Source organism: Caproicibacter fermentans, assembly GCF_009746625.1.
Classification (GTDB): Bacteria; Bacillota; Clostridia; order Oscillospirales; family Acutalibacteraceae; genus Caproicibacter; species Caproicibacter fermentans.
This window is the reverse complement of record NZ_VWXL01000035.1, coordinates 1-17,162: the sequence shown is the minus strand read 5'-3', so window position 1 is coordinate 17,162 and position 17,162 is coordinate 1. Positions and strand designations below refer to the sequence as shown.

The window sequence follows — 17,162 nt, the reverse complement described above, 5'->3', positions numbered from 1 at the left end:
TCAAATAAAGAACTGAACTTATCCGGAGAATCAGTAATTTTTACTATTATCGAAATTTTTTTAAGATTTGAGGAGATCTTGTAACCTTTCACTATTCTCATTTGTATTATTGGTGAAAGGCTTTTCAAACAGATCAAGGAGCATGCTTATGAAACCATCCGTAGAGATACTGGTTGAAAAATACCAAAGCAACCTTTATGCTGCGGCGTTTAACATGTGCAAAAACGCGCAGGATGCTGAGGATGTTGTTCAGGATACCTTTATCCAGTATTTATCACACAAAAAAGGTTTTGAATCAGAACAGCATATCCGCGCTTGGCTTATCCGGGTGGCAATTAACAAGGCAAAGAATAAGAACAATACTTTTTTCAGGCGGAATTCACTGCCATTGGAGGATTACATAGAAACATTGACGTTTGAGTCGGAGGAGTCCTCCGAATTATTTGAAGCAGTGATGAAACTTCCGGAAAAGTATCGCATCGTCATTCATCTGTTTTACTATGAGGATTATTCAGTGAATGAAATCGCGGATATCTTGAGGGTGACGCCAAGCAATGTAAAGGTAAGGTTATCGCGCGGAAGAATGTCGCTCCGCAACACATTAAAGGAGGTATGGGAAGATGACGAATAAGGAAAAATACAAACAGGCGTTTTCTGCAATTCATGCCTCTGACGATTTTTCTTTGGAGGTAGAAAAAATGGAAAGAACAAAGAAACAGCATAAATTCAAAACAATGATTTCTTTTGTTGCCGTCTGTGTGATGATTGTGGGCAGCGCCACAGCTGCATACGCCGCGGATGTAGGCGGAATTCAGCGCACTATCCAGCTTTGGATTCACGGCGATCAAACGGAGGCAACTCTTCAGTTCGATGGAAATGGAAATTACAGCATGGACTACACGGACGGCGAAGGAAATGTGAAGCATCAAGCTGGAGGCGGGGTTGCATTCTCACCTGACGGAACTGAAATACCTGCGTCGGAAGAAGAACTTACGGAACAGTTGACGGCCCCGGATGTGGAATATGAGGATGACGGCTCCGTTTGGGTTTACTGGCTCGATCAAAAAGTTGCCATCACCGATAAGTTCGATAATGGCGTTTGCTATGTCAAGCTTGAAAGCGGCAAGGAAACCCTGTACATGACCGTAAAGTATCAAAATGGTTATTCCACCAGCCCTCATAAATACCCGAACCCTTCTGAGTTTAACTGACGGCGTGCTAGGCGCAGAACTGAATTGAGCTTGTGAAAAGTGCTTTTGTACAGAGATTAGTTAGTGTTTAATTTCACCACACAATATAATCCGACCGACTTATCACAAGATTGAGCCGTTGCATCGCAGCAAAGATGCAACGGCTTTTTGCTTTCTTATAAACCCAATAGAGGGGTCTGTGTGACAAGAAAAACGTAACAGAAAAAAGGAGCTATCACGATGGCAGAAACGCGAAAAAATATGATGGAATTCAAAAAGCGCGCGATTCGAATAAGTTCGGCAGCTGTAACTAAAGCTGCTGAAAGCCTTGGAATCAGCAGCAACATGCTGGATGGCGGAAAAAACACACCCCGGATCGCGATAAACGGAGGCGGCACAGCAGCGGAATGCGTGCAGGCTGAATTTCCGGATAAAAGATTGTATCGGGTGTTTAACTTAGGCATGAACCGATAGAATCAGGAAAGTTTCCTTCCTATGAAATAAAATCCATTCGATTTATGCCCGTTCATAGTCGTAAATGTCAGGCGTTCATATTTCAATGTGCTGAAATCAGCCAGAAGCTCCTTCAGCCATTTTTCTGAGTGATGGCGGAGGACAGCACCTTCCGGTAATTCAAAGACTCCATAGATGCCATATTTTGCTTCAAATTTTTGATAGCGGGCTTGATTCCTTTCATCAGAATTGATCAGGAAATCGTTGATGTAGAGAATTCCGGCAGGTTTTAATACACGATTCATTTCGGAAATCAGAGCCTGCTGTTCTTCATTGCTTCTGATACAAGTCAGGACGGCAAAGAGTATCACTGCGTCTATACTATGATCCGGCAAATCAATCCCTGCATCTTTTTTCAAACGGAGGTCAAGATAAGGAGCCTGCTGTTTTCCCCGTTCGATCATTCCCTGCGAAAAATCCATGCCGATCAGATGCCTGTAACCAAAATGGTGCAATTCGTCCAGTGTACGGCCATAGCCGCACCCGACATCAAGAATGACGGCATTGAGATTGAGATAATTGGAGAACTCGCCGGCCTGAAAAGGCGTTGTAAACTGCTTCGTCTCTGAAACATTGTTCCAGTAATCTTTTTGTTCCATCGGATAATTCCTCCTTGTGTGCTTTTTATTGATGATATCGGTTTACGTAGAAATCACTTCCATTGTTGGCCATGCAACGTCAGCTATGCGCTGCGATTGCGCCTGCTTTTATTTACTCCCAAAAACAAGGCAGCCGCATAAACGCTTCCTTTAGCCTCTGCTTTGCCGACTGAAAAAGCATTTCGTTTCTGTCCGTTAGTTCCTCCTCGCCAAAGTAGCGGTTGTCAATATATTTGGTATAACGAAGCTCCATCATTATGCCCTCAATCCGCTCACCAAAAAGCTTACGGTAATGGTTAATAATGTGTCCTCCCAAGTTTGCATTCTCTATAACACTGTAGCCTTGTGCTGCAAGATTTTCATGCAGTCGATGCAATGTCTGTTCAGAGGACGTAACGCCGCGTCGGTTGGATAAATAAATATCTTGGCTGCCGCCATCGCCAAAATCAAGGAAGAAGCTGTGCAGGTCCAAAAGGAGAACCGACGGATACACCTTTAATTTTTCACGCAACAGCTTTTCAATCGCCTGATGGTAAGGATCATAATACAGGCTTACTCGGCGGTTAATTTCATTCTCATCCAGCGGTGAAGAATACAAAGGGCTACCTTGAGTATTTTCCTGATAGACCACGGTTTGACGATAATCTCCCGTTTTTGCACTCTCGGCTGGTCGGTTCATATCTACCACATAACGGCTTAGGTGGTTGATTATTGTTGTGCATCCCATTGCAGGAAGAAAGTCGTATAGCTCCGGCAAAAACCAATCTGTATTTGACAGACAGGCACCATCAAGTAGGCTGCTGCGAATGTCTTCGGGGACAAAGGTGCCGCTGTGTGGTAAATCAATCACCACCGGAAACAGATGTGTATTTTCGTTTAAAACCGTATAGTGCTTCATGGTTGTTACTCCAATCCTACGAATCCTTTGGGTCCCTTTCTAGCTTAACGGATGGCCCGTCCATTATCTCTTGCACGGTTTTCTGTTTTCTGCAAATACCCAGCAGTAAGGCTACAAAATATGCCTTGACTGTATTCCCAAGGATTTCTTCAATTACTCTGGGAATCCATATGACTGCAAACGGCAGTACCTTCCATGCGGTAAAAATTGTTTCGCACAGGACGATGGTATTGAGAGTGGTAACAATCAGGCCGGAACCGATCATAGCGATAAGAAGCTGGGGGATCCGCCCCCTGCTTGTGTCATGAACAAGCTTTTTCGATAGGAAAAGATCAGAGGCTAACAACAGGATGCCGAGAGCTGCGCATCCAATCATTGCGGTTGTGACCCAAGAGATATAGGTTGTCAGGTTTCCCGACGGATCTTTTGCACCAAGGGTTCTTTCAATCAACATTTTGCTGATAAGGTGCATGTTGTCTGTATTGATGTTTTCTTTTTGTACATGATTGTAGAATTCACTATCAACGCCATCGGCAGCGAGAAACGCAATATTACAAATCCCTGCAAATAACATGAGCGCGGAAAAAATTGCAACTGCAATTCTCATTTTCCTGCTGTCTTTGTTGCGAAGAGCAGACCATAATGCGCCCCGGATAAATCCACCGGCAGCTACGACCAGCGTCATAAGAGGGATATAGGTTCCCACGGGTTTTAAAAGGTAACCCAAAAAATCAGAAAGGCCGGACACAACAGCTCCATACACAGGCCCGAACAACAGGGATGGCATGATGGAGAAAATCCCGGAAATGCCAACGCTCATTCCATTTTGTCCAAACATCGGTATGTAGAAAGAAAATGTTGTTTTTAAAACAAGTGAAATACTGAGAAATACCGCAGAGATTGTGATGCGGCGCACATATAAAGTTGAATCTTTCAATTTAACTTCTCCTTTCATAATCGTGACATAGAAAGTTTACGGTTAAATTGATTTTCTAAGTTGTGACCATTAAATACACCTCCTGTCATGCAGCACAGCTACACAACAAGAGGCACAATCATGACACCGCTTCTCCTTATGCAGCAGCGGGATGCGAACCTTGTACCGCAAGCCCTGAAAGGCTTTTCGTCCCTCTGACAACTCCCCGTTCAGAAGGCACTGTAAATCAATGATTTACGCACAACGTTCTACTCTGCTCATGATTCAAATGTTCTCTGAATGATATGAACTGCATTCAGAAAATAAAAAAGACCCACCAATCCAAGCATCATGCCCAGACGGTCGGCTTCCAAAACGCTGTACTCCCTGTGGTTAAATCCACCTCCGTCAGTCATACAGCACATTTATATTACCACTGCCCATTAGTATTGTCAACTTCAAGACATAAGAATTTTATTAGACTCGTTGCCGTGAGCCTTTAAAAATTTCTGCTACCTGGGCCCTCTTGTTGTTTGCGAAAACATCGAGGAAAACGGGGAGATCCACAAAAAACTATGACCCTTGACAAATTGTATAATTATTTGTACAATAACTAATGTTATCAATAACATTAGTTATTGTTACGACTGGAGGTGCTTGAATAAATGCCTGCTAAAAAGCAAATCTCAAAAGAAGCAATATTACAGGCCTCATTAGAGATTGTACGTGAATGCGGATTGAACGCTGTAAATGCAAGAAATCTTGCTGAAAAATTGCAGTGTTCCACACAACCGATTTATCTTTCTTTTACAGGAATGGACGAGCTAAAAGTTGCAGTTACACGGATGATTGATAAAGAATATGATCTATTTGTGAAAAGACGTATTGACAGAAACAATTATGTGATTAGTAAGGCTAAAGCGCACGTTTTGTTTGCTTTATATGAAAAGAACCTATATACAGCTATGTTTTTATCAAACACATTAGAGGGAATAAGTCTTGACGAGATAGTAAATGCTGAATGGAATCAAAAAGCGATATCATCAATAACGTCTGACTTTAGGATTGATAAACCTACTGCTGAAAAAATTCTTATTGATATTTGGCTTTTGTCAAGTGGTCTTGCTACCGAGCTTGCCGCAAATAAAATGAGAATAAATGAAACTGATATTCAATCGTTATTAAGTGGATTTTATGAAAGGATGAAAAATTGTTATGCTGAAAAGTAAAATCCGAACTCAGGAAGAAACAGAAAAATATCTAGAAGAATTAAAGGATTGGCTTGATGGGGTAAAGAATGCTCCCGTGGAAGGAATGGCGGATTTTTTCGCGAATAGGATTAGTGAATATAATAATGTTCATTTAAAAAATTGGGGCGAGGAATACGCTCATATCGCAGATTTCTTTGATGATGGTTTGAAAACATTATTTGATATTGGTTGCGGCACGGGTTTAGAGCTTGAATCAATCTACAAGAGATTTCCCGAAGTCAAGGTTACAGGCATCGATTTGTCTGAATCTATGCTTGATAAATTGAGAAAAAGCTATGGCGATAAAAACATTCAAATAATCAATGCGGACTATTTTGAATACGCGTTTGAGGAAAACAAGTTTGACGCTGCTATGTCTTTTGAGACACTTCATCATTTTAAATATGAAAAAAAACAACTGATTTATAGTAAGCTTTATCAGACGATAAAAGCTGGTGGATATTATATAGAATGTGACTACATTGCCTGTTGCGATGAAGAGGAAGCGCTTTGTCTTGAGGGATATGAATATAGGCGCAAGCAAAATAATATACCCGAAGATATGTTGATACATATTGATATTCCACTGACATTGGAACATCAATTTGAACTTATGAAAAATGCCGGTTTTAGAACTGCTAAGGCTTTGTATCAAAATTGTGGAACAGTAATTATTAGAGCAGAAAAATAGCGATACAATACTCGAAAACTTCCCCCTATACTGTCCTAGGTGTAGACAAGAATCCCTAATCAATGAGCCAGACGCTAAGACACAGAGCCGATCGTCCTTGGAGGGTGTACGTAAGACCCATTGTTCCTCATTCTAACTGCTTTGTCGTGCCTTTCACCCACATATAGTAATAGACGGTTAAAATATGGTTCTGAAAGGCGTGGGGGGGAGCAGCGATCTGATCGCATAACGGAAATGAAGAGCGATCCCGCTGCTCAGTTTATGAGTCTGTATGCGGAACGGCCAACTCCACACGGCGGCCGGGGGCTATCTATTTTGTTTCCTGTGTGCTATAATGACGGGGAAATATCAGGAAAGAAAGGAGACACTTAACGTGCCGGCTTTTGGCTTCTTGTCCGCAGGGAAGACCGCGTTGTGGTAGGATCCGTCGACTTTAAAGCGCCTCCCGATCAAAATGGGGAAGTGGAAATCGGGTACGGACTGGGAAACAAATACGAACACCACGGCTATATGACGGAAGCGGTTCAGGCAATGTGCGAGTGGACTTTCAAACAGGAATCGGTAAAGCATGTAACGGCCGAGACGGAAACCGGCAACCTTCCGTCTCAAAAAGTCCTGACCCGCTGTAGATTCAAACTGTTCAGGCAGGGTGAAACTTACTGGTGGAAACGGTAAATACGGCAGTTGTATTGGAGGATGAGCAATGAAAGAAGCATTTCGTACGGACGGCAACTGGTACAAAGGAAATTTACATATGCATACGCTTCGTTCCGACGGGCACCTTTCTCCGGAGCAGGCTGTTAGCCGCTATCAAAAAGCCGGGTATGATTTTGCCGCCCTGACGGACCACTGGATTCAGAACGAGTGTGAAACGACCGAACGCTTTCTGCTTTTGAGCGGGTGCGAATGGGATACGGGGGATATGGTAAACACGCCGGTGTTTCATATTGTCGGAGTGGGGATGGACTCAAAAGTTTCCTTGGAACGGTCGCTTCCTCCGCAGAAAATCATTGACGCGATCAATGCGGCGAACGGAATCGCGATTCTTGCGCACCCCGCATGGTCGGTCACCAATCCCGCGGACTGTCTTGGCCTGACCGGCCTTGGCGGAGTGGAAATCTACAATTCCGTCTCCGGCCTGCCATGGAACGGCGAACGCGCGGACTCCGGCGTTTATATCGACATCTGGGCTTCCATGGGGAAGTTCTTTCCCTGTATGGCCGCGGACGACAGCCATTTTTATCAGGGAGAAGAAACCCGTTCCTACATCATGGTGAACGCGCAGGAGCTTACGCCGGATTCCATTAAAAGCTCCATCAGAAACGGAGACTTCTATGCCAGCCAGGGTCCGGAGTTTCATTCCGTGAGATTCAGCGGCGACGCGGTGCGCGTCGAATCCTCCTGTGTGGATACAATCATCTTTAACAGCAATACCGTTTGGTGTCAGGACAGGGTCTTTACCGGGGGCGTAACCGGCGCGACCTACCGGATGAAACCCACCGACAAATACGTGCGCGTCATACTGATCGATTCACAGGGCAGAAAAGCCTGGTGCTCCCCGATTCCGGTCAACGGAGAAGCTTATTGACCCTGGATTTTTCTCGGTGCGGCGATCAATTCCCGGTCGACAAAAACGGAACCGTCGTTTTTGGTTTTTAACCCCCATTTCATCAGCGAAATTTCAGAGTGAACGATTTCGATGCAGGTAATGCAGTCCGGATGGATACAGCTGCCTGTGTTAAAGTAGGGAATTTCGTCCTCATCCGGGCAGGTCGGCCTGTGAGTGTGGCCCGCAATCACAATCTGATGACGGTCGGCGGCCCAGTCGATGATTTTCCTCTCCACTTTCTTTTTCTTGTCGTAATTTTTGGCTGCGCTGGTCGGATCCTTTAATCCAAAGAACTCAAGACGTCTCCAAATATATCGGGAAAGAAATCTCCCGACTCGCCAAAAGATGTCGCTGACGATGTCGCCCTGATGACCGTGGACCAGAAACAGCTTTGCCTGGTTGTCGGTGTCCTTTAAAATCAGGCCTTCGTGAATTTCAGCATTTTCAAAAAGGCCTTCAAAGGTGTCCGTGTTCGTGTTGTAGTATCGGTCCAGATTGTTTTTGCGAAAGGCAGGATACCTTTTCACAATATCGTGGTTTCCGTAAATCATGTAGTACCGGTTTTCGGAGTAGAACTGATGCAGCAGTTCAAAAATATCCGCGTAGATCGTACAGATGCCGGAAAAATGACGGTTTTTCCACAATTCGTCGCTGTCCCCAAGATCAATATAGGTAAAACCGTTCCGGTAATAATATTTGATCGCGCAGTAGTAAAGGCTCTGGTTGTGGCTGAAGTCGTCAACCCAGCTTCCGTCGCCGCGATGGCAGTCGCTGATCAGAACGATTTTTGAAGTCCGGTCAAACGGCAGCTCCGTCGCTTTTTGATATACTTCCGTTAATCGGTGATAAGTTGAAAAAGATGACATTCACATTTCCTTATATGAAATATTTTAAATTTATTTGATTCCTTTCTTTTTATGGTATCCTAATTTCAGAAAATTTTGCGCGCATCCCCACGAAACTTACAGAATCAGGAGGAAACAGGAATGGCTTTTTGCTGGACTTCACTGCATGTAAAGGATTTAGAGGAATCTTTGAAATTTTATCGGGAGATTGTCGGACTTCGGGAAAACAGGAGGTTCGAGGCCGGGCCGGATACCGAGATTGCCTTTTTGGGAGAGGGAGAAACAAAGGTCGAATTGATCTGCAGTCGGGAGAATCGTGAAATCAACATGGGACAGGATATTTCTCTGGGCTTTACAGTTAAATCTGTTGATGAAATGATGAACTTTGTGAAAAGCAAAGGAATCAAGATTCAAAGCGGACCGTTTCAGCCGAATCCTCATACAAGATTTTTCTTTGTCCTTGACCCGAACGGCTTGAAAATTCAGTTTATCGAGAATTTATAAAAGTCTTTTTGCTTGTTCAGGAATTAGAAAACCAAAACGCAGCTGCTGATTTGGAATCAACAGCTGCGTTTTTATTGTAATACGAAAACTCCCGGCAGTGCCGATTGGACCGAGAGCGATTCAGCGTCGGGCATCTATTCCTTTTCAGGAATCCGAATTTTCTCCAGAATCTCCCCAATGCTGCCTTTCAGAGTGAGATCGGCTTTCGCATCCATCGGGGTGGCCGTTTTGTTGATCAGCACCAGGCGATTGCCGCTGTAATAGTCGATCAGTCCTGCGGCCGGGTAGACCGCGAGAGACGTTCCGCCGACGATGAGCATATCCGCGTTTTGAATGGCTTTTACCGCGCCGTAAATCGTGTCCTGGTTCAGCCCTTCCTCATACAGAACAACATCGGGCTTGATAACGCCGCCGCATTCGCAGATCGGGATCCCCGTGCTTTGCCGGATGAATTCCGCATCGTACCGTTTGTGGCACCGCTGACAGTAATTGCGGTGAACGGAACCGTGAAGCTCATAAACCGTTTTGCTCCCGGCTTTTTGGTGCAGTCCGTCGATATTCTGCGTTACCACGGCGGAAAGCCGCCCCGCCTGTTCCAGCTGCGCCAGCTTTTTGTGCGCCGGATTCGGCTCCGCTTCCAGATAGAGCATTTTATTCCGGTAGAAATCAAAAAACTCCTTTGTATGGGACCGGTAGAAACTGTGGCTCAGCATGACTTCTGGCGGATACGAGTAGTGCTGATTGTATAATCCGTCGACACTTCGAAAATCGGGAATGCCGCTTTCCGTGGAAACACCCGCGCCGCCGAAAAAAACAATGCGGCGGCTTTCGTCAATCATCCGCTGAAATTTTTCCGTGTCAGTCATAAACCGTCCCTCCCCATAATTGCCCGCGCTTTTCTTTTATCTTAGCCTCAAATCAGGAAAAAAGCAAGAATCCGCGGCAAGAAAAAAGCGTTAATGTATGGCAAAGCCCCCGACCACCGCCGGGGGCTGAAAGCTTGACAAATTAGATCAGCCGATAAACTGCTGGGTCCAGTAATATTGGCCGTTTGAGTTCTGGGCGACTCCGATGCCGATCTTCGTAAAGGAAGAATTCAGGATGTTGGCTCTGTGGCCTTCGGAATTCATCCAGCCGTTCATGACCTGCGTCGGGGAGGTCTGTCCCATGGCGATATTTTCACCCGCGGTACGGTAGCTGATTCCAAACTGTTTCATCATATCGAACGGAGAACCGTAGGTGGGAGAGGTGTGGTCAAAATAGCCGAGCTTTGCCATATCCTGTGACTTCAGCGTGGCGGTCTTGTTCAGCGCGCTGTCCATGGAAAGCGCGTTCAGGCCGCGGCTGGTGCGTTCCTTGTTCACAAGCTGCAGTACCTGATTCTGAAAATCCGCGTATGTTCCGGTTGCGGTGCTTCCCGAAGACGCGGCGGTACCGGAAGAACTGCTCTTGGAAGGAGCGGACGTTGCCGGCTTGGAGGAGACGCTTCCGGACGGGGTCTGACTGCAGCTTTTGCCGGTGAGACGGCTGATCACGTCGTTCAGATAGTTGCTGTAGTTGCTGTTTGTACCCGTCTGGCCGCAGTTGTAGTTCTGCGTGCAATACTGGTAAGTACCCGGGGCGCAGGAATTCTGTACGCAACTGCTTTGTGTGGACGCGCAGGCGGAGTTTGTGCTGCAATCAGTGCTCTGGCTGCAGGTGCTGCCGGAAGCTGCCGAGCTTTTCTGGGATGAAGCCGCGGAAGAAGCCTTCAAAGAAGGATCCGCTTTGGCTGCCGTGCTGTTCTCGGAAGTCGGGCAGGAAGAATTCTGTGTGGAAACGACAATGCCGCCCGACTGAACAGCAGAAGATTCCTGAGAGGAGGACGTTTCAGCAGAAGCTGCTTCGCTCTGCGGGGATACCGCTGTCACCGCTGAACTGGCGGCCGGTGCTGATTGATCGGATGTTTGCGCGGCATTTTTTGCATAAAGGCCGGCTGTACCGCTGACGATCAGGCTTAAAAGCAGAGCTAATAATCTACCTTTCATAAACTACTCCTTTGAAAACAAATTTAAAAATGTTACAAATGTGTAATTAAGGCGGCCAAGTATTACAAATTTGTAACTTTTCTTGTCCCTATCGTAACACTCACCTGAGAAAAAGACAATCCCTCAAATTCTTCCAGTGTTTCAAAGAAACGCTTTTCCTGCGACTATCCGCATGAAAAATTGAATATAAATTTACAAGAACAGTAAGAAAGGGCGATTGCCATGAACAGCCATTATCCGTTTGAATTGCCTCCGCTCCCCTATTCGTACAATGCACTGGAGCCATATCTGGATTCCGAAACTCTGAAATTTCACCATGACAAACATTTCAAAGCATATGTAGACAATCTGAATCAGGCGCTTGAAAAATTGCCGGCTTATCAGAACTGGACCCTTGAGCGGCTGATCCGCGAAAATTACCGTCTGCCGTTTCAAGTGCAGACGGCGGTATGGAACAATGCGGGCGGCGTTTACAACCACAACCTGTACTTTAATCTGATGGAACACCCGGGCAATCAGGAACCAGAGGGGAAGCTTCACTCCGCCATCCTGTCGGCGTTCGGTTCGATGGACAAATTCTATCAAAAACTCAAAACATGCGCACAGAGCCAGTTCGGTTCCGGCTACGGATGGCTGGTGGCGGACTGCCGGGGCCGGCTGAAAGTTTTAAATACCCTGAATCAGGATACCCCGCTGCCCCGTGGATTCTGTCCGGTGCTGCTGGTTGATGTGTGGGAGCACGCGTATTATTTGCAATACCAGAACCGAAGGGGCGAGTATCTGGACGCATTTATGCGTTTGATTAATTGGGCGGCTGCGGAAGAAAATTATCTGGGCTGTTTCGCGCGGCCGATGCAGCGCCCGGGCAGAAAGTAATTGCTCGCTCATGGTTTTGAAACAAAAATAGGGAAAAAACCGCAAAAATTCGGCAAAATATTCCACCTTTTCTTCCATCTTCCTTGAAATCATTTCCTGCTCACGGTATAATTTAAAAAACGGGTACAAATGGAACTTAAATTTCCAGAATACAATGGACCCGAAATCATCAGGGGGGAAGACTATGAAGAAATGGACCGCCGCTCTTTTGCCGTTGTTATTATTGCTTTTGTCTTCGCCGCCCGCTTTCGCGGCGACGTCATCGGCGGCAGTCATTAATATGCACGGTGCAAAGACATATCTGGGCCTCGCTTCCGCTTGGGGCAAAACATGGGACGAGGACAATTTCGAAGATGTGACAGGGGAAGATGTTACCTATGACGGAAGCCTTACGGTGAAAAGCGGCGAAGTAGCCAACATCACCGTAAGCGGAAGCAGCTCGAAACTGACGGTTCAGGGCGGCGTGATGGATTCTGTCTCCTGCGACGGCTCGGCTGAAATTAAGGACGGGGATATGAAATCTGTTGACGCGGGCGGAGACTTGAAGATTTCCGGGGGAAACATCCGCCATGACGTGCGCTGCGACGAAGAGGCGTCCCTGAGCAGCACCGTAAAGATCGGCGGCAGCCTGGAGGCAAATGAAATCACCTTATCTTCAGGAGCCAAGATAAACATCGCCGGAACGATGACCGCCGAGAGCAATATTAACCTGAACAACTGCACTTTAAAAACCAGAGGATTCGACGGCGACGACACGGCAACCCTGAGTATCAACCAATATACGGTAACGCTGCCGCCGCTGGAAAACATGAAGGAAATCGTTGTGAAAAACAAGACCAATGCAACGGCGGATGAAAAAATCGAAGCGGGAGAGCTTTATATTACGGACGGCGCTGAGTTTTCGACCAGCTCTTCACTGGAGCTGAATCAGCTGACAGGACCCGGCACCCTGTATTTCCATTCGGGAAAGCTGACCGTACATGATTCCATCGAGGGCAAACCGCTGTTGATCTTCAGCAATCATGTTGGCAAAGGGGATACGGCGTTTTACGCGGACAGCGACTCCGTCTCGGAAGACGACGTGCGCCTTTATGACTACGGCGTTGAAGCGAAGGACGACAGCGGCCCCGAGGACAGGTTCGTGCTGACCAATGCGGTTTCGGACGGAATTACGCTGAGCAACCAGAGCCTTTCCCTCAATCCCGGGGAATCCGTGACCGTAAAGGCCCATGTTAAGCCGGACTTTTCCAAGTTTGCGACCGGCACCAAACTGGTGTGGGAACTGTATGGAGATACCTCCGCGTTTTCCAAATCGGTAGATTCCGGCGGACTGTCCTGTAAAGTATCGGTTTCTTCTTCGGTCAAAGGAATGTATAAAGGAACGCTGATCGCCTACCTGGTGGACTCGCATGGAACCCGCCTCAATGATTACAAGTCGGACTCCTGCGTCCTTTCAACCGGATATTCCGGCGATCCCGGCAACGACGATTCCGGCAACGGCACGCTTGACACGTCCACGGTTTCCATTCTGACCGGGGACCGGTATTGGGTACTCGCGCGGACATCCTCGTCCGCCGCTCCGCATGCCATGTCTTACAACTCCGCCGTCGCAACCGTCGGCGCAGGAAAAGCAGTAAAGGACAGCAGCGGAAATCCGGCCTGGATTTACCCAATTACCGGAACGGGCAAAGGCCAGGTAACGATTGAGATTGACGGGCAGAAGGTGATTGCCAGGGTTTCCTCCGGAATCACGATCGACACGTCGTCTTATACCATGGCACCCGGCGGGAAATATGTCATCGGTGTGACCACAAAAGGGGTGGAAGCAAATTCAATCTGGGCGTCTTCCGATCAGTCCAGCGTTTCGGTTCAGTACGTTGGAAAAAGCGGAAGCATGCTTCTTTATCAAATTTCCGGCCGGAATGCCGGAAACGCGACCGTTACCTTTTCTATTACGGGGGGAGAAAGCGTGTGCACCGCCGTTTCGGTGAGAAACGGTGCGGGGGCCGGCGGCGTTAGTTCCAGACTCGTTGCATTGGCATAAAGTTTTGAAAACAAAAAAACTCCTGCTGATTTCGGTCATGCAGGAGTTTTTTGCTGTAACAGCCTGAATCGGACTCACCACGTTCCGATTCCATAGAAGACGGTCTCTGTTTTCATGAAACTCTTAGGGCCTGTTCATCCTGTTTTCATAAACGGATTCTATAGTAGCAGAGCAGGAAAAATTTACCTTAAAAGGAGCTGGCCCTATGACAAAGTTGAATAAGATTCAAATGGGAACGCTGCTGTTGGCGGCTTTCTGCCTTATCGGCACAGGCGCTTGTTCATCGGCGCAGTCGGCGGATTCTTCGGCATCCGCTGCTTCATCCTCACAATCGGATCATGCCGCTTCGGGGTCGTCTGCGGCAGCAGACCGGAACGCAATCTTCGGCAAAGTGACCGCGGTGGATGGAAACAAGATCACGATTGCGGTTGGAACACTGAATGCAGGCGGTCATGGCAAAGACCAGACGCCTGAGACAATGCAAAACGGAAGTCAATCGAATACCGACCATTCAGGGAAACCGCAGAGCGGCGGCAAAGATCGGCCTGCAAATCAAAGCGGAGATCAGACGAATGCAGCTTCCGGCACGCCTTCCGGAGGAGGAAACGGCTCCAGACCGGAAAATGGAGGCAAGAGATTTACTGACTTTGACGGGAGAAACCAAAACAATTACGATTTCGGATGAGAGTATTTTGTCGACGCAGCAGATGATGGGAGGGCAGGCTTCCCGGTCGGCCTCTTCCGGGGACACTGTATCGCAGCAGACTGAATCGGGCGGAGCATCGGCGGCGCTGTCTGACATTCAGGACGGTACCGTATTAAAAGTAACCTATCAGTCCGATGGAGAAACCCTGTCCTCCGTGGTGATTCTTGGCGGCAAAAAAACGAACTGACGGAAAGTCTTGCGCCGGAGCCTGTTCCGCGGTAAAATAAACAAGAGGTGATTGCATTGTCGAAGGGACTCAGTATATCCGGGCTTGTGATCGGAATTGTGGTTACCATTTGCGGAATCGGGACAATCGTCCTGAACGCGGTCGGTTTGAACAAGAGTCATTGAACGCGGCAGATCTTCGGCCCCGTCTTGAAAGACGGGGCCGTTTCCCGCTGTGGACGAACCGCCGGCGGCTTCGGTTCCCCTTCCGCATTGGGATTGTTTTCTGTTTTTGCCTGGGTGAAGGGGCAGGGGGTGAATATGCCCTGCAATGGAAGAAACCTATTTGCCTTTTAATGTCGCGCCTTTGGCGACGCGGAAGTACCGGCCGACATGTCGGCGGGAATCTATTCGGCGCCCTTGTGAAAAAAAATAAAACGGTGTATCATAGGGCAAAGGAGGTAGGTCATGGAACTGTTTTCCAAATGTTTTTCCGGAATTCACCGCCCAAAGCTGACCGCAATCGATTTTATCCGGTATATCGGGCCGGGAATGCTTGTTACGGTCGGCTTTATCGATCCCGGAAACTGGGCGTCCAATATCGCGGCGGGGTCGGGGTACGGATACGCCCTGCTATGGATGGTTACGCTGTCGACCCTAATGCTGATTCTGTTGCAGCACAATGCCGCGCACCTCGGCATTGTAACCGGAAAATGCCTGTCGGAAGCCGCGACGGAATATCTTCCGCCGAAGCTGAAAAACGTGATTCTGATCAGCGCGATGGGCGCCGCGGTTTCTACGGCAATGGCCGAACTGTTGGGCGGGGCGATCGCGCTTCAAATGCTGTTCGGACTGCCGGTAAAATTAGGGACCGTTTTGGTCCTCTTGCTTGTCCTTTGGCTTCAGTTTACGAATTCCTATCGGAAAATTGAAAAAATCATTATCGGGTTTGTTTCTCTGATCGGCTTTGCCTTTATCTACGAATTACATATGGTGCAAATCGATTGGGGCGCGGCCGGGGCAGGTTGGGTTACCCCGGCCTTTCCGAAGGGAGCTCTGCCGGTCATTATGAGCGTACTGGGTGCGGTCGTAATGCCGCACAACCTGTTTCTTCATTCTGAGATTATCCAAAGCCGCCAGTGGAACCTGCAGGACGAAACCGTCATTCGCAGGCAGCTGAAATATGAATTCGGCGACACGCTGTTTTCCATGCTGATCGGCTGGGCGATCAACAGCGCGATGATCCTGACAGCGGCCGCGGCCTTTTTTCAGAACTCAAAGAAGGTGGACGAGCTAGGTCAGGCGCAGGAAATGCTTCGTCCTCTTCTGGGGGATGCTGCCTCCATCGTATTCGCTCTGGCTCTTTTGTTTGCCGGAATTTCTTCCAGCATTACGGCGGGCATGGCGGGAGGAAGCATTTTCGCCGGGATGTTTTCGGAGCCGTACGATATTTCGGACAGCCATTCCAAAACCGGAGTGCTGCTGACCATGGTTCCCGCAGCCGCTGTGGTGTTCCTGATTTCCTCCCCGTTTCAGGGGCTGATTTATTCCCAGATGCTTTTGAGCGTGCAGCTTCCGATTACGATTTTTACGCAGATTTACCTGACTTCATCCAAACGGGTGATGGGGAAATACGCGAATTCTCTTTTGGACCGTATCCTGCTCTGGATCACCGGAGGAATCGTGACGGCTTTAAATCTGGCTCTTCTGATCAGTGCATTCTAGCCGGGCAATATCATACGGAAGGCATATTGCAAAATAATATAGCAGCTTGTATCTGAAATGGATCGATACAAGCTGCTTTTTTATTACCCTGCCGTACCGTTTTCGACGGAGGCCGCAAGGGAGTGACTGTAATCCTCATTCCACCGCTTCGCCAATTCCGTGTTGCTCCTGCGGTCGGGCAGGGTGTAATTCCGGTTGAGATAATTCCCAAAATAGGAACTGGTTTTGTACGCACCCCAGACGTTGAGGTGGCCGGCGTTGTTCATGTCCTGCGCGAAATCAAGTCCGATTTCGTCCATCCGGTCGTCAAGATCCAGAAAAGGAACGTTTTCCTGCTGGCAAAGGTCCGCAACGGTGTTGAACATCGCTTCACAATCGTTGACCCAGCCGTCGGACTGGTTGGACTCCGTATAATCGCAGGGCATATTGACGAAGACCAGCTGAAATCCCTTTTCTTTTGACAGCTCTACAAATTTATAGGGAACCTCTGAACAAATGGCGCAGGAAGAGGAATTCAGCGAAAAGGGATTCAAGAGGCGTTCCAACTGAATGATTACGTCGAATTTCGACGCTATACTCCTGAATTTATTTCCACTTTTGCGGA

17 protein-coding genes, 3 pseudogenes and 2 riboswitches are annotated in these 17,162 nt (G+C 47.6%); of the genes and pseudogenes, 13 read left to right on the top strand and 7 right to left on the bottom strand.

From position 1 onward, the window contains the following. Nucleotides 1-148 precede the first annotated feature (148 nt). The 3 genes from CAFE_RS05920 to CAFE_RS05910 all read left to right on the top strand — a co-directional run bounded on the left by CAFE_RS05920 (nt 149) and on the right by CAFE_RS05910 (nt 1,664). Entirely contained in the window at nt 149-631 is a 483-nt protein-coding gene (locus CAFE_RS05920; protein ID WP_066647965.1) for an RNA polymerase sigma factor, read from the top strand. Then, nucleotides 621-1,211 carry a hypothetical protein gene (locus tag CAFE_RS05915; RefSeq protein WP_066647962.1) on the top strand — a complete coding sequence of 197 codons (591 nt, stop codon included), beginning with the start codon at nt 621-623 and terminating at the stop codon, nt 1,209-1,211. Before CAFE_RS05920 ends, CAFE_RS05915 begins: the two co-directional genes overlap by 11 nt. Nucleotides 1,212-1,430: 219 nt before the next feature. Next, nucleotides 1,431-1,664 (top strand): hypothetical protein, encoded by a 234-nt coding sequence (locus CAFE_RS05910; RefSeq protein ID WP_066647959.1) that lies wholly within the window; start codon nt 1,431-1,433, stop codon nt 1,662-1,664. A 2-nt stretch (nt 1,665-1,666) separates the two neighbouring features. Here CAFE_RS05910 and CAFE_RS05905 read toward each other — a convergent pair whose 3' ends face one another. From CAFE_RS05905 to CAFE_RS05895, 3 genes are all read right to left on the bottom strand, one after another. Continuing rightward, the gene (locus tag CAFE_RS05905) at nt 1,667-2,302 is read right to left on the bottom strand and encodes a class I SAM-dependent methyltransferase (RefSeq protein ID WP_156990089.1); all 636 of its coding nucleotides are present in this window, start codon (nt 2,300-2,302) and stop codon (nt 1,667-1,669) included. Between the two features lie 112 nt (nt 2,303-2,414). Next, nucleotides 2,415-3,200, bottom strand: coding sequence for an N-formylglutamate amidohydrolase (locus CAFE_RS05900; RefSeq protein ID WP_066647956.1), 786 nt, complete (start codon nt 3,198-3,200; stop codon nt 2,415-2,417). A 16-nt stretch (nt 3,201-3,216) separates the two neighbouring features. Further along, nucleotides 3,217-4,137 (bottom strand): ECF transporter S component, encoded by a 921-nt coding sequence (locus CAFE_RS05895; RefSeq protein ID WP_066647954.1) that lies wholly within the window; start codon nt 4,135-4,137, stop codon nt 3,217-3,219. Between the two features lie 142 nt (nt 4,138-4,279). Further along, nucleotides 4,280-4,395: riboswitch (THF riboswitch) on the bottom strand. A gap of 67 nt (nt 4,396-4,462) precedes the next feature. After that, nucleotides 4,463-4,542, bottom strand: a riboswitch (ZMP/ZTP riboswitch). 239 nt (nt 4,543-4,781) lie between these two features. On the opposite strand from CAFE_RS05895, the gene CAFE_RS05890 reads away from it, so the two are divergent. The 5 genes and pseudogenes from CAFE_RS05890 to CAFE_RS05870 all read left to right on the top strand — a co-directional run bounded on the left by CAFE_RS05890 (nt 4,782) and on the right by CAFE_RS05870 (nt 7,645). Next, on the top strand, nt 4,782-5,345 hold the full coding sequence (locus CAFE_RS05890) for a TetR/AcrR family transcriptional regulator (protein ID WP_156990088.1): 564 nt from the start codon (nt 4,782-4,784) through the stop codon (nt 5,343-5,345). Next, nucleotides 5,332-6,057 (top strand): class I SAM-dependent methyltransferase, encoded by a 726-nt coding sequence (locus tag CAFE_RS05885; RefSeq protein ID WP_156990087.1) that lies wholly within the window; start codon nt 5,332-5,334, stop codon nt 6,055-6,057. The genes CAFE_RS05890 and CAFE_RS05885 overlap by 14 nt, the downstream gene beginning before the upstream one ends. 1 nt (nt 6,058) lies before the next feature. Beyond that, nucleotides 6,059-6,193: pseudogene (locus CAFE_RS20465) on the top strand (cysteine-rich KTR domain-containing protein); the annotation flags it as partial. Nucleotides 6,194-6,450: 257 nt separating this feature from the next. Further along, nucleotides 6,451-6,732 (top strand): annotated as a pseudogene (locus tag CAFE_RS05875) (GNAT family N-acetyltransferase); the annotation flags it as partial. A 28-nt stretch (nt 6,733-6,760) separates the two neighbouring features. After that, nucleotides 6,761-7,645, top strand: a complete 885-nt coding sequence (locus CAFE_RS05870; RefSeq protein WP_066647947.1) for a CehA/McbA family metallohydrolase domain-containing protein — start codon at nt 6,761-6,763, stop codon at nt 7,643-7,645. Here CAFE_RS05870 and CAFE_RS05865 read toward each other — a convergent pair. Further along, on the bottom strand, nt 7,639-8,532 hold the full coding sequence (locus CAFE_RS05865; protein WP_156990086.1) for a metallophosphoesterase: 894 nt from the start codon (nt 8,530-8,532) through the stop codon (nt 7,639-7,641). The two genes, CAFE_RS05870 and CAFE_RS05865, sit on opposite strands and share 7 nt — an antisense overlap. A gap of 120 nt (nt 8,533-8,652) precedes the next feature. Here CAFE_RS05865 and CAFE_RS05860 point away from each other — a divergent pair, with 120 nt between their 5' ends. Continuing rightward, the gene (locus tag CAFE_RS05860) at nt 8,653-9,015 is read left to right on the top strand and encodes a VOC family protein (RefSeq protein ID WP_156990085.1); all 363 of its coding nucleotides are present in this window, start codon (nt 8,653-8,655) and stop codon (nt 9,013-9,015) included. A 134-nt stretch (nt 9,016-9,149) separates the two neighbouring features. Here CAFE_RS05860 and CAFE_RS05855 read toward each other — a convergent pair whose 3' ends face one another. Both CAFE_RS05855 and CAFE_RS05850 read right to left on the bottom strand, forming a co-directional pair. After that, on the bottom strand, nt 9,150-9,881 hold the full coding sequence (locus CAFE_RS05855) for an NAD-dependent protein deacylase (RefSeq protein ID WP_156990084.1): 732 nt from the start codon (nt 9,879-9,881) through the stop codon (nt 9,150-9,152). Between the two features lie 147 nt (nt 9,882-10,028). Beyond that, nucleotides 10,029-11,042, bottom strand: a complete 1,014-nt coding sequence (locus CAFE_RS05850) for a CAP domain-containing protein (protein WP_156990083.1) — start codon at nt 11,040-11,042, stop codon at nt 10,029-10,031. Nucleotides 11,043-11,264: 222 nt separating this feature from the next. Here CAFE_RS05850 and CAFE_RS05845 point away from each other — a divergent pair, with 222 nt between their 5' ends. From CAFE_RS05845 to CAFE_RS05830, 4 genes are all read left to right on the top strand, one after another. Continuing rightward, entirely contained in the window at nt 11,265-11,918 is a 654-nt protein-coding gene (locus tag CAFE_RS05845; RefSeq protein ID WP_156990082.1) for a superoxide dismutase, read from the top strand. Between the two features lie 184 nt (nt 11,919-12,102). Next, nucleotides 12,103-13,962 carry a DUF342 domain-containing protein gene (locus tag CAFE_RS05840; protein WP_139104132.1) on the top strand — a complete coding sequence of 620 codons (1,860 nt, stop codon included), beginning with the start codon at nt 12,103-12,105 and terminating at the stop codon, nt 13,960-13,962. Between the two features lie 452 nt (nt 13,963-14,414). After that, nucleotides 14,415-14,855, top strand: a complete 441-nt coding sequence (locus CAFE_RS05835) for a hypothetical protein (protein ID WP_156990081.1) — start codon at nt 14,415-14,417, stop codon at nt 14,853-14,855. A 446-nt stretch (nt 14,856-15,301) separates the two neighbouring features. Next, nucleotides 15,302-16,558, top strand: a complete 1,257-nt coding sequence (locus tag CAFE_RS05830) for an Nramp family divalent metal transporter (protein ID WP_066647926.1) — start codon at nt 15,302-15,304, stop codon at nt 16,556-16,558. An 83-nt stretch (nt 16,559-16,641) separates the two neighbouring features. On the opposite strand, the pseudogene CAFE_RS19645 reads toward CAFE_RS05830, so the two are convergent. Next, nucleotides 16,642-17,162: pseudogene (locus CAFE_RS19645) on the bottom strand (hypothetical protein); the annotation flags it as partial.

Excerpts from the sequence above, each read along its gene's own strand:
- CAFE_RS05920 (WP_066647965.1), top strand. The coding sequence starts at position 149 with ATGAAACCATCCGTAGAGATACTGGTTGAAAAATACCAAAGCAACCTT.
- CAFE_RS05845 (WP_156990082.1), top strand. The coding sequence starts at position 11,265 with ATGAACAGCCATTATCCGTTTGAATTGCCTCCGCTCCCCTATTCGTAC.
- CAFE_RS05915 (WP_066647962.1), top strand. The coding sequence starts at position 621 with ATGACGAATAAGGAAAAATACAAACAGGCGTTTTCTGCAATTCATGCC.
- CAFE_RS05855 (WP_156990084.1), bottom strand. The coding sequence starts at position 9,881 with ATGACTGACACGGAAAAATTTCAGCGGATGATTGACGAAAGCCGCCGC.
- CAFE_RS05890 (WP_156990088.1), top strand. The coding sequence starts at position 4,782 with ATGCCTGCTAAAAAGCAAATCTCAAAAGAAGCAATATTACAGGCCTCA.
- CAFE_RS05830 (WP_066647926.1), top strand. The coding sequence starts at position 15,302 with ATGGAACTGTTTTCCAAATGTTTTTCCGGAATTCACCGCCCAAAGCTG.
- CAFE_RS05905 (WP_156990089.1), bottom strand. The coding sequence starts at position 2,302 with ATGGAACAAAAAGATTACTGGAACAATGTTTCAGAGACGAAGCAGTTT.
- CAFE_RS05865 (WP_156990086.1), bottom strand. The coding sequence starts at position 8,532 with ATGTCATCTTTTTCAACTTATCACCGATTAACGGAAGTATATCAAAAA.
- CAFE_RS05870 (WP_066647947.1), top strand. The coding sequence starts at position 6,761 with ATGAAAGAAGCATTTCGTACGGACGGCAACTGGTACAAAGGAAATTTA.
- CAFE_RS05835 (WP_156990081.1), top strand. The coding sequence starts at position 14,415 with ATGGCAAAGACCAGACGCCTGAGACAATGCAAAACGGAAGTCAATCGA.
- CAFE_RS05850 (WP_156990083.1), bottom strand. The coding sequence starts at position 11,042 with ATGAAAGGTAGATTATTAGCTCTGCTTTTAAGCCTGATCGTCAGCGGT.
- CAFE_RS05840 (WP_139104132.1), top strand. The coding sequence starts at position 12,103 with ATGAAGAAATGGACCGCCGCTCTTTTGCCGTTGTTATTATTGCTTTTG.
- CAFE_RS05900 (WP_066647956.1), bottom strand. The coding sequence starts at position 3,200 with ATGAAGCACTATACGGTTTTAAACGAAAATACACATCTGTTTCCGGTG.
- CAFE_RS05885 (WP_156990087.1), top strand. The coding sequence starts at position 5,332 with ATGCTGAAAAGTAAAATCCGAACTCAGGAAGAAACAGAAAAATATCTA.
- CAFE_RS05910 (WP_066647959.1), top strand. The coding sequence starts at position 1,431 with ATGGCAGAAACGCGAAAAAATATGATGGAATTCAAAAAGCGCGCGATT.
- CAFE_RS05860 (WP_156990085.1), top strand. The coding sequence starts at position 8,653 with ATGGCTTTTTGCTGGACTTCACTGCATGTAAAGGATTTAGAGGAATCT.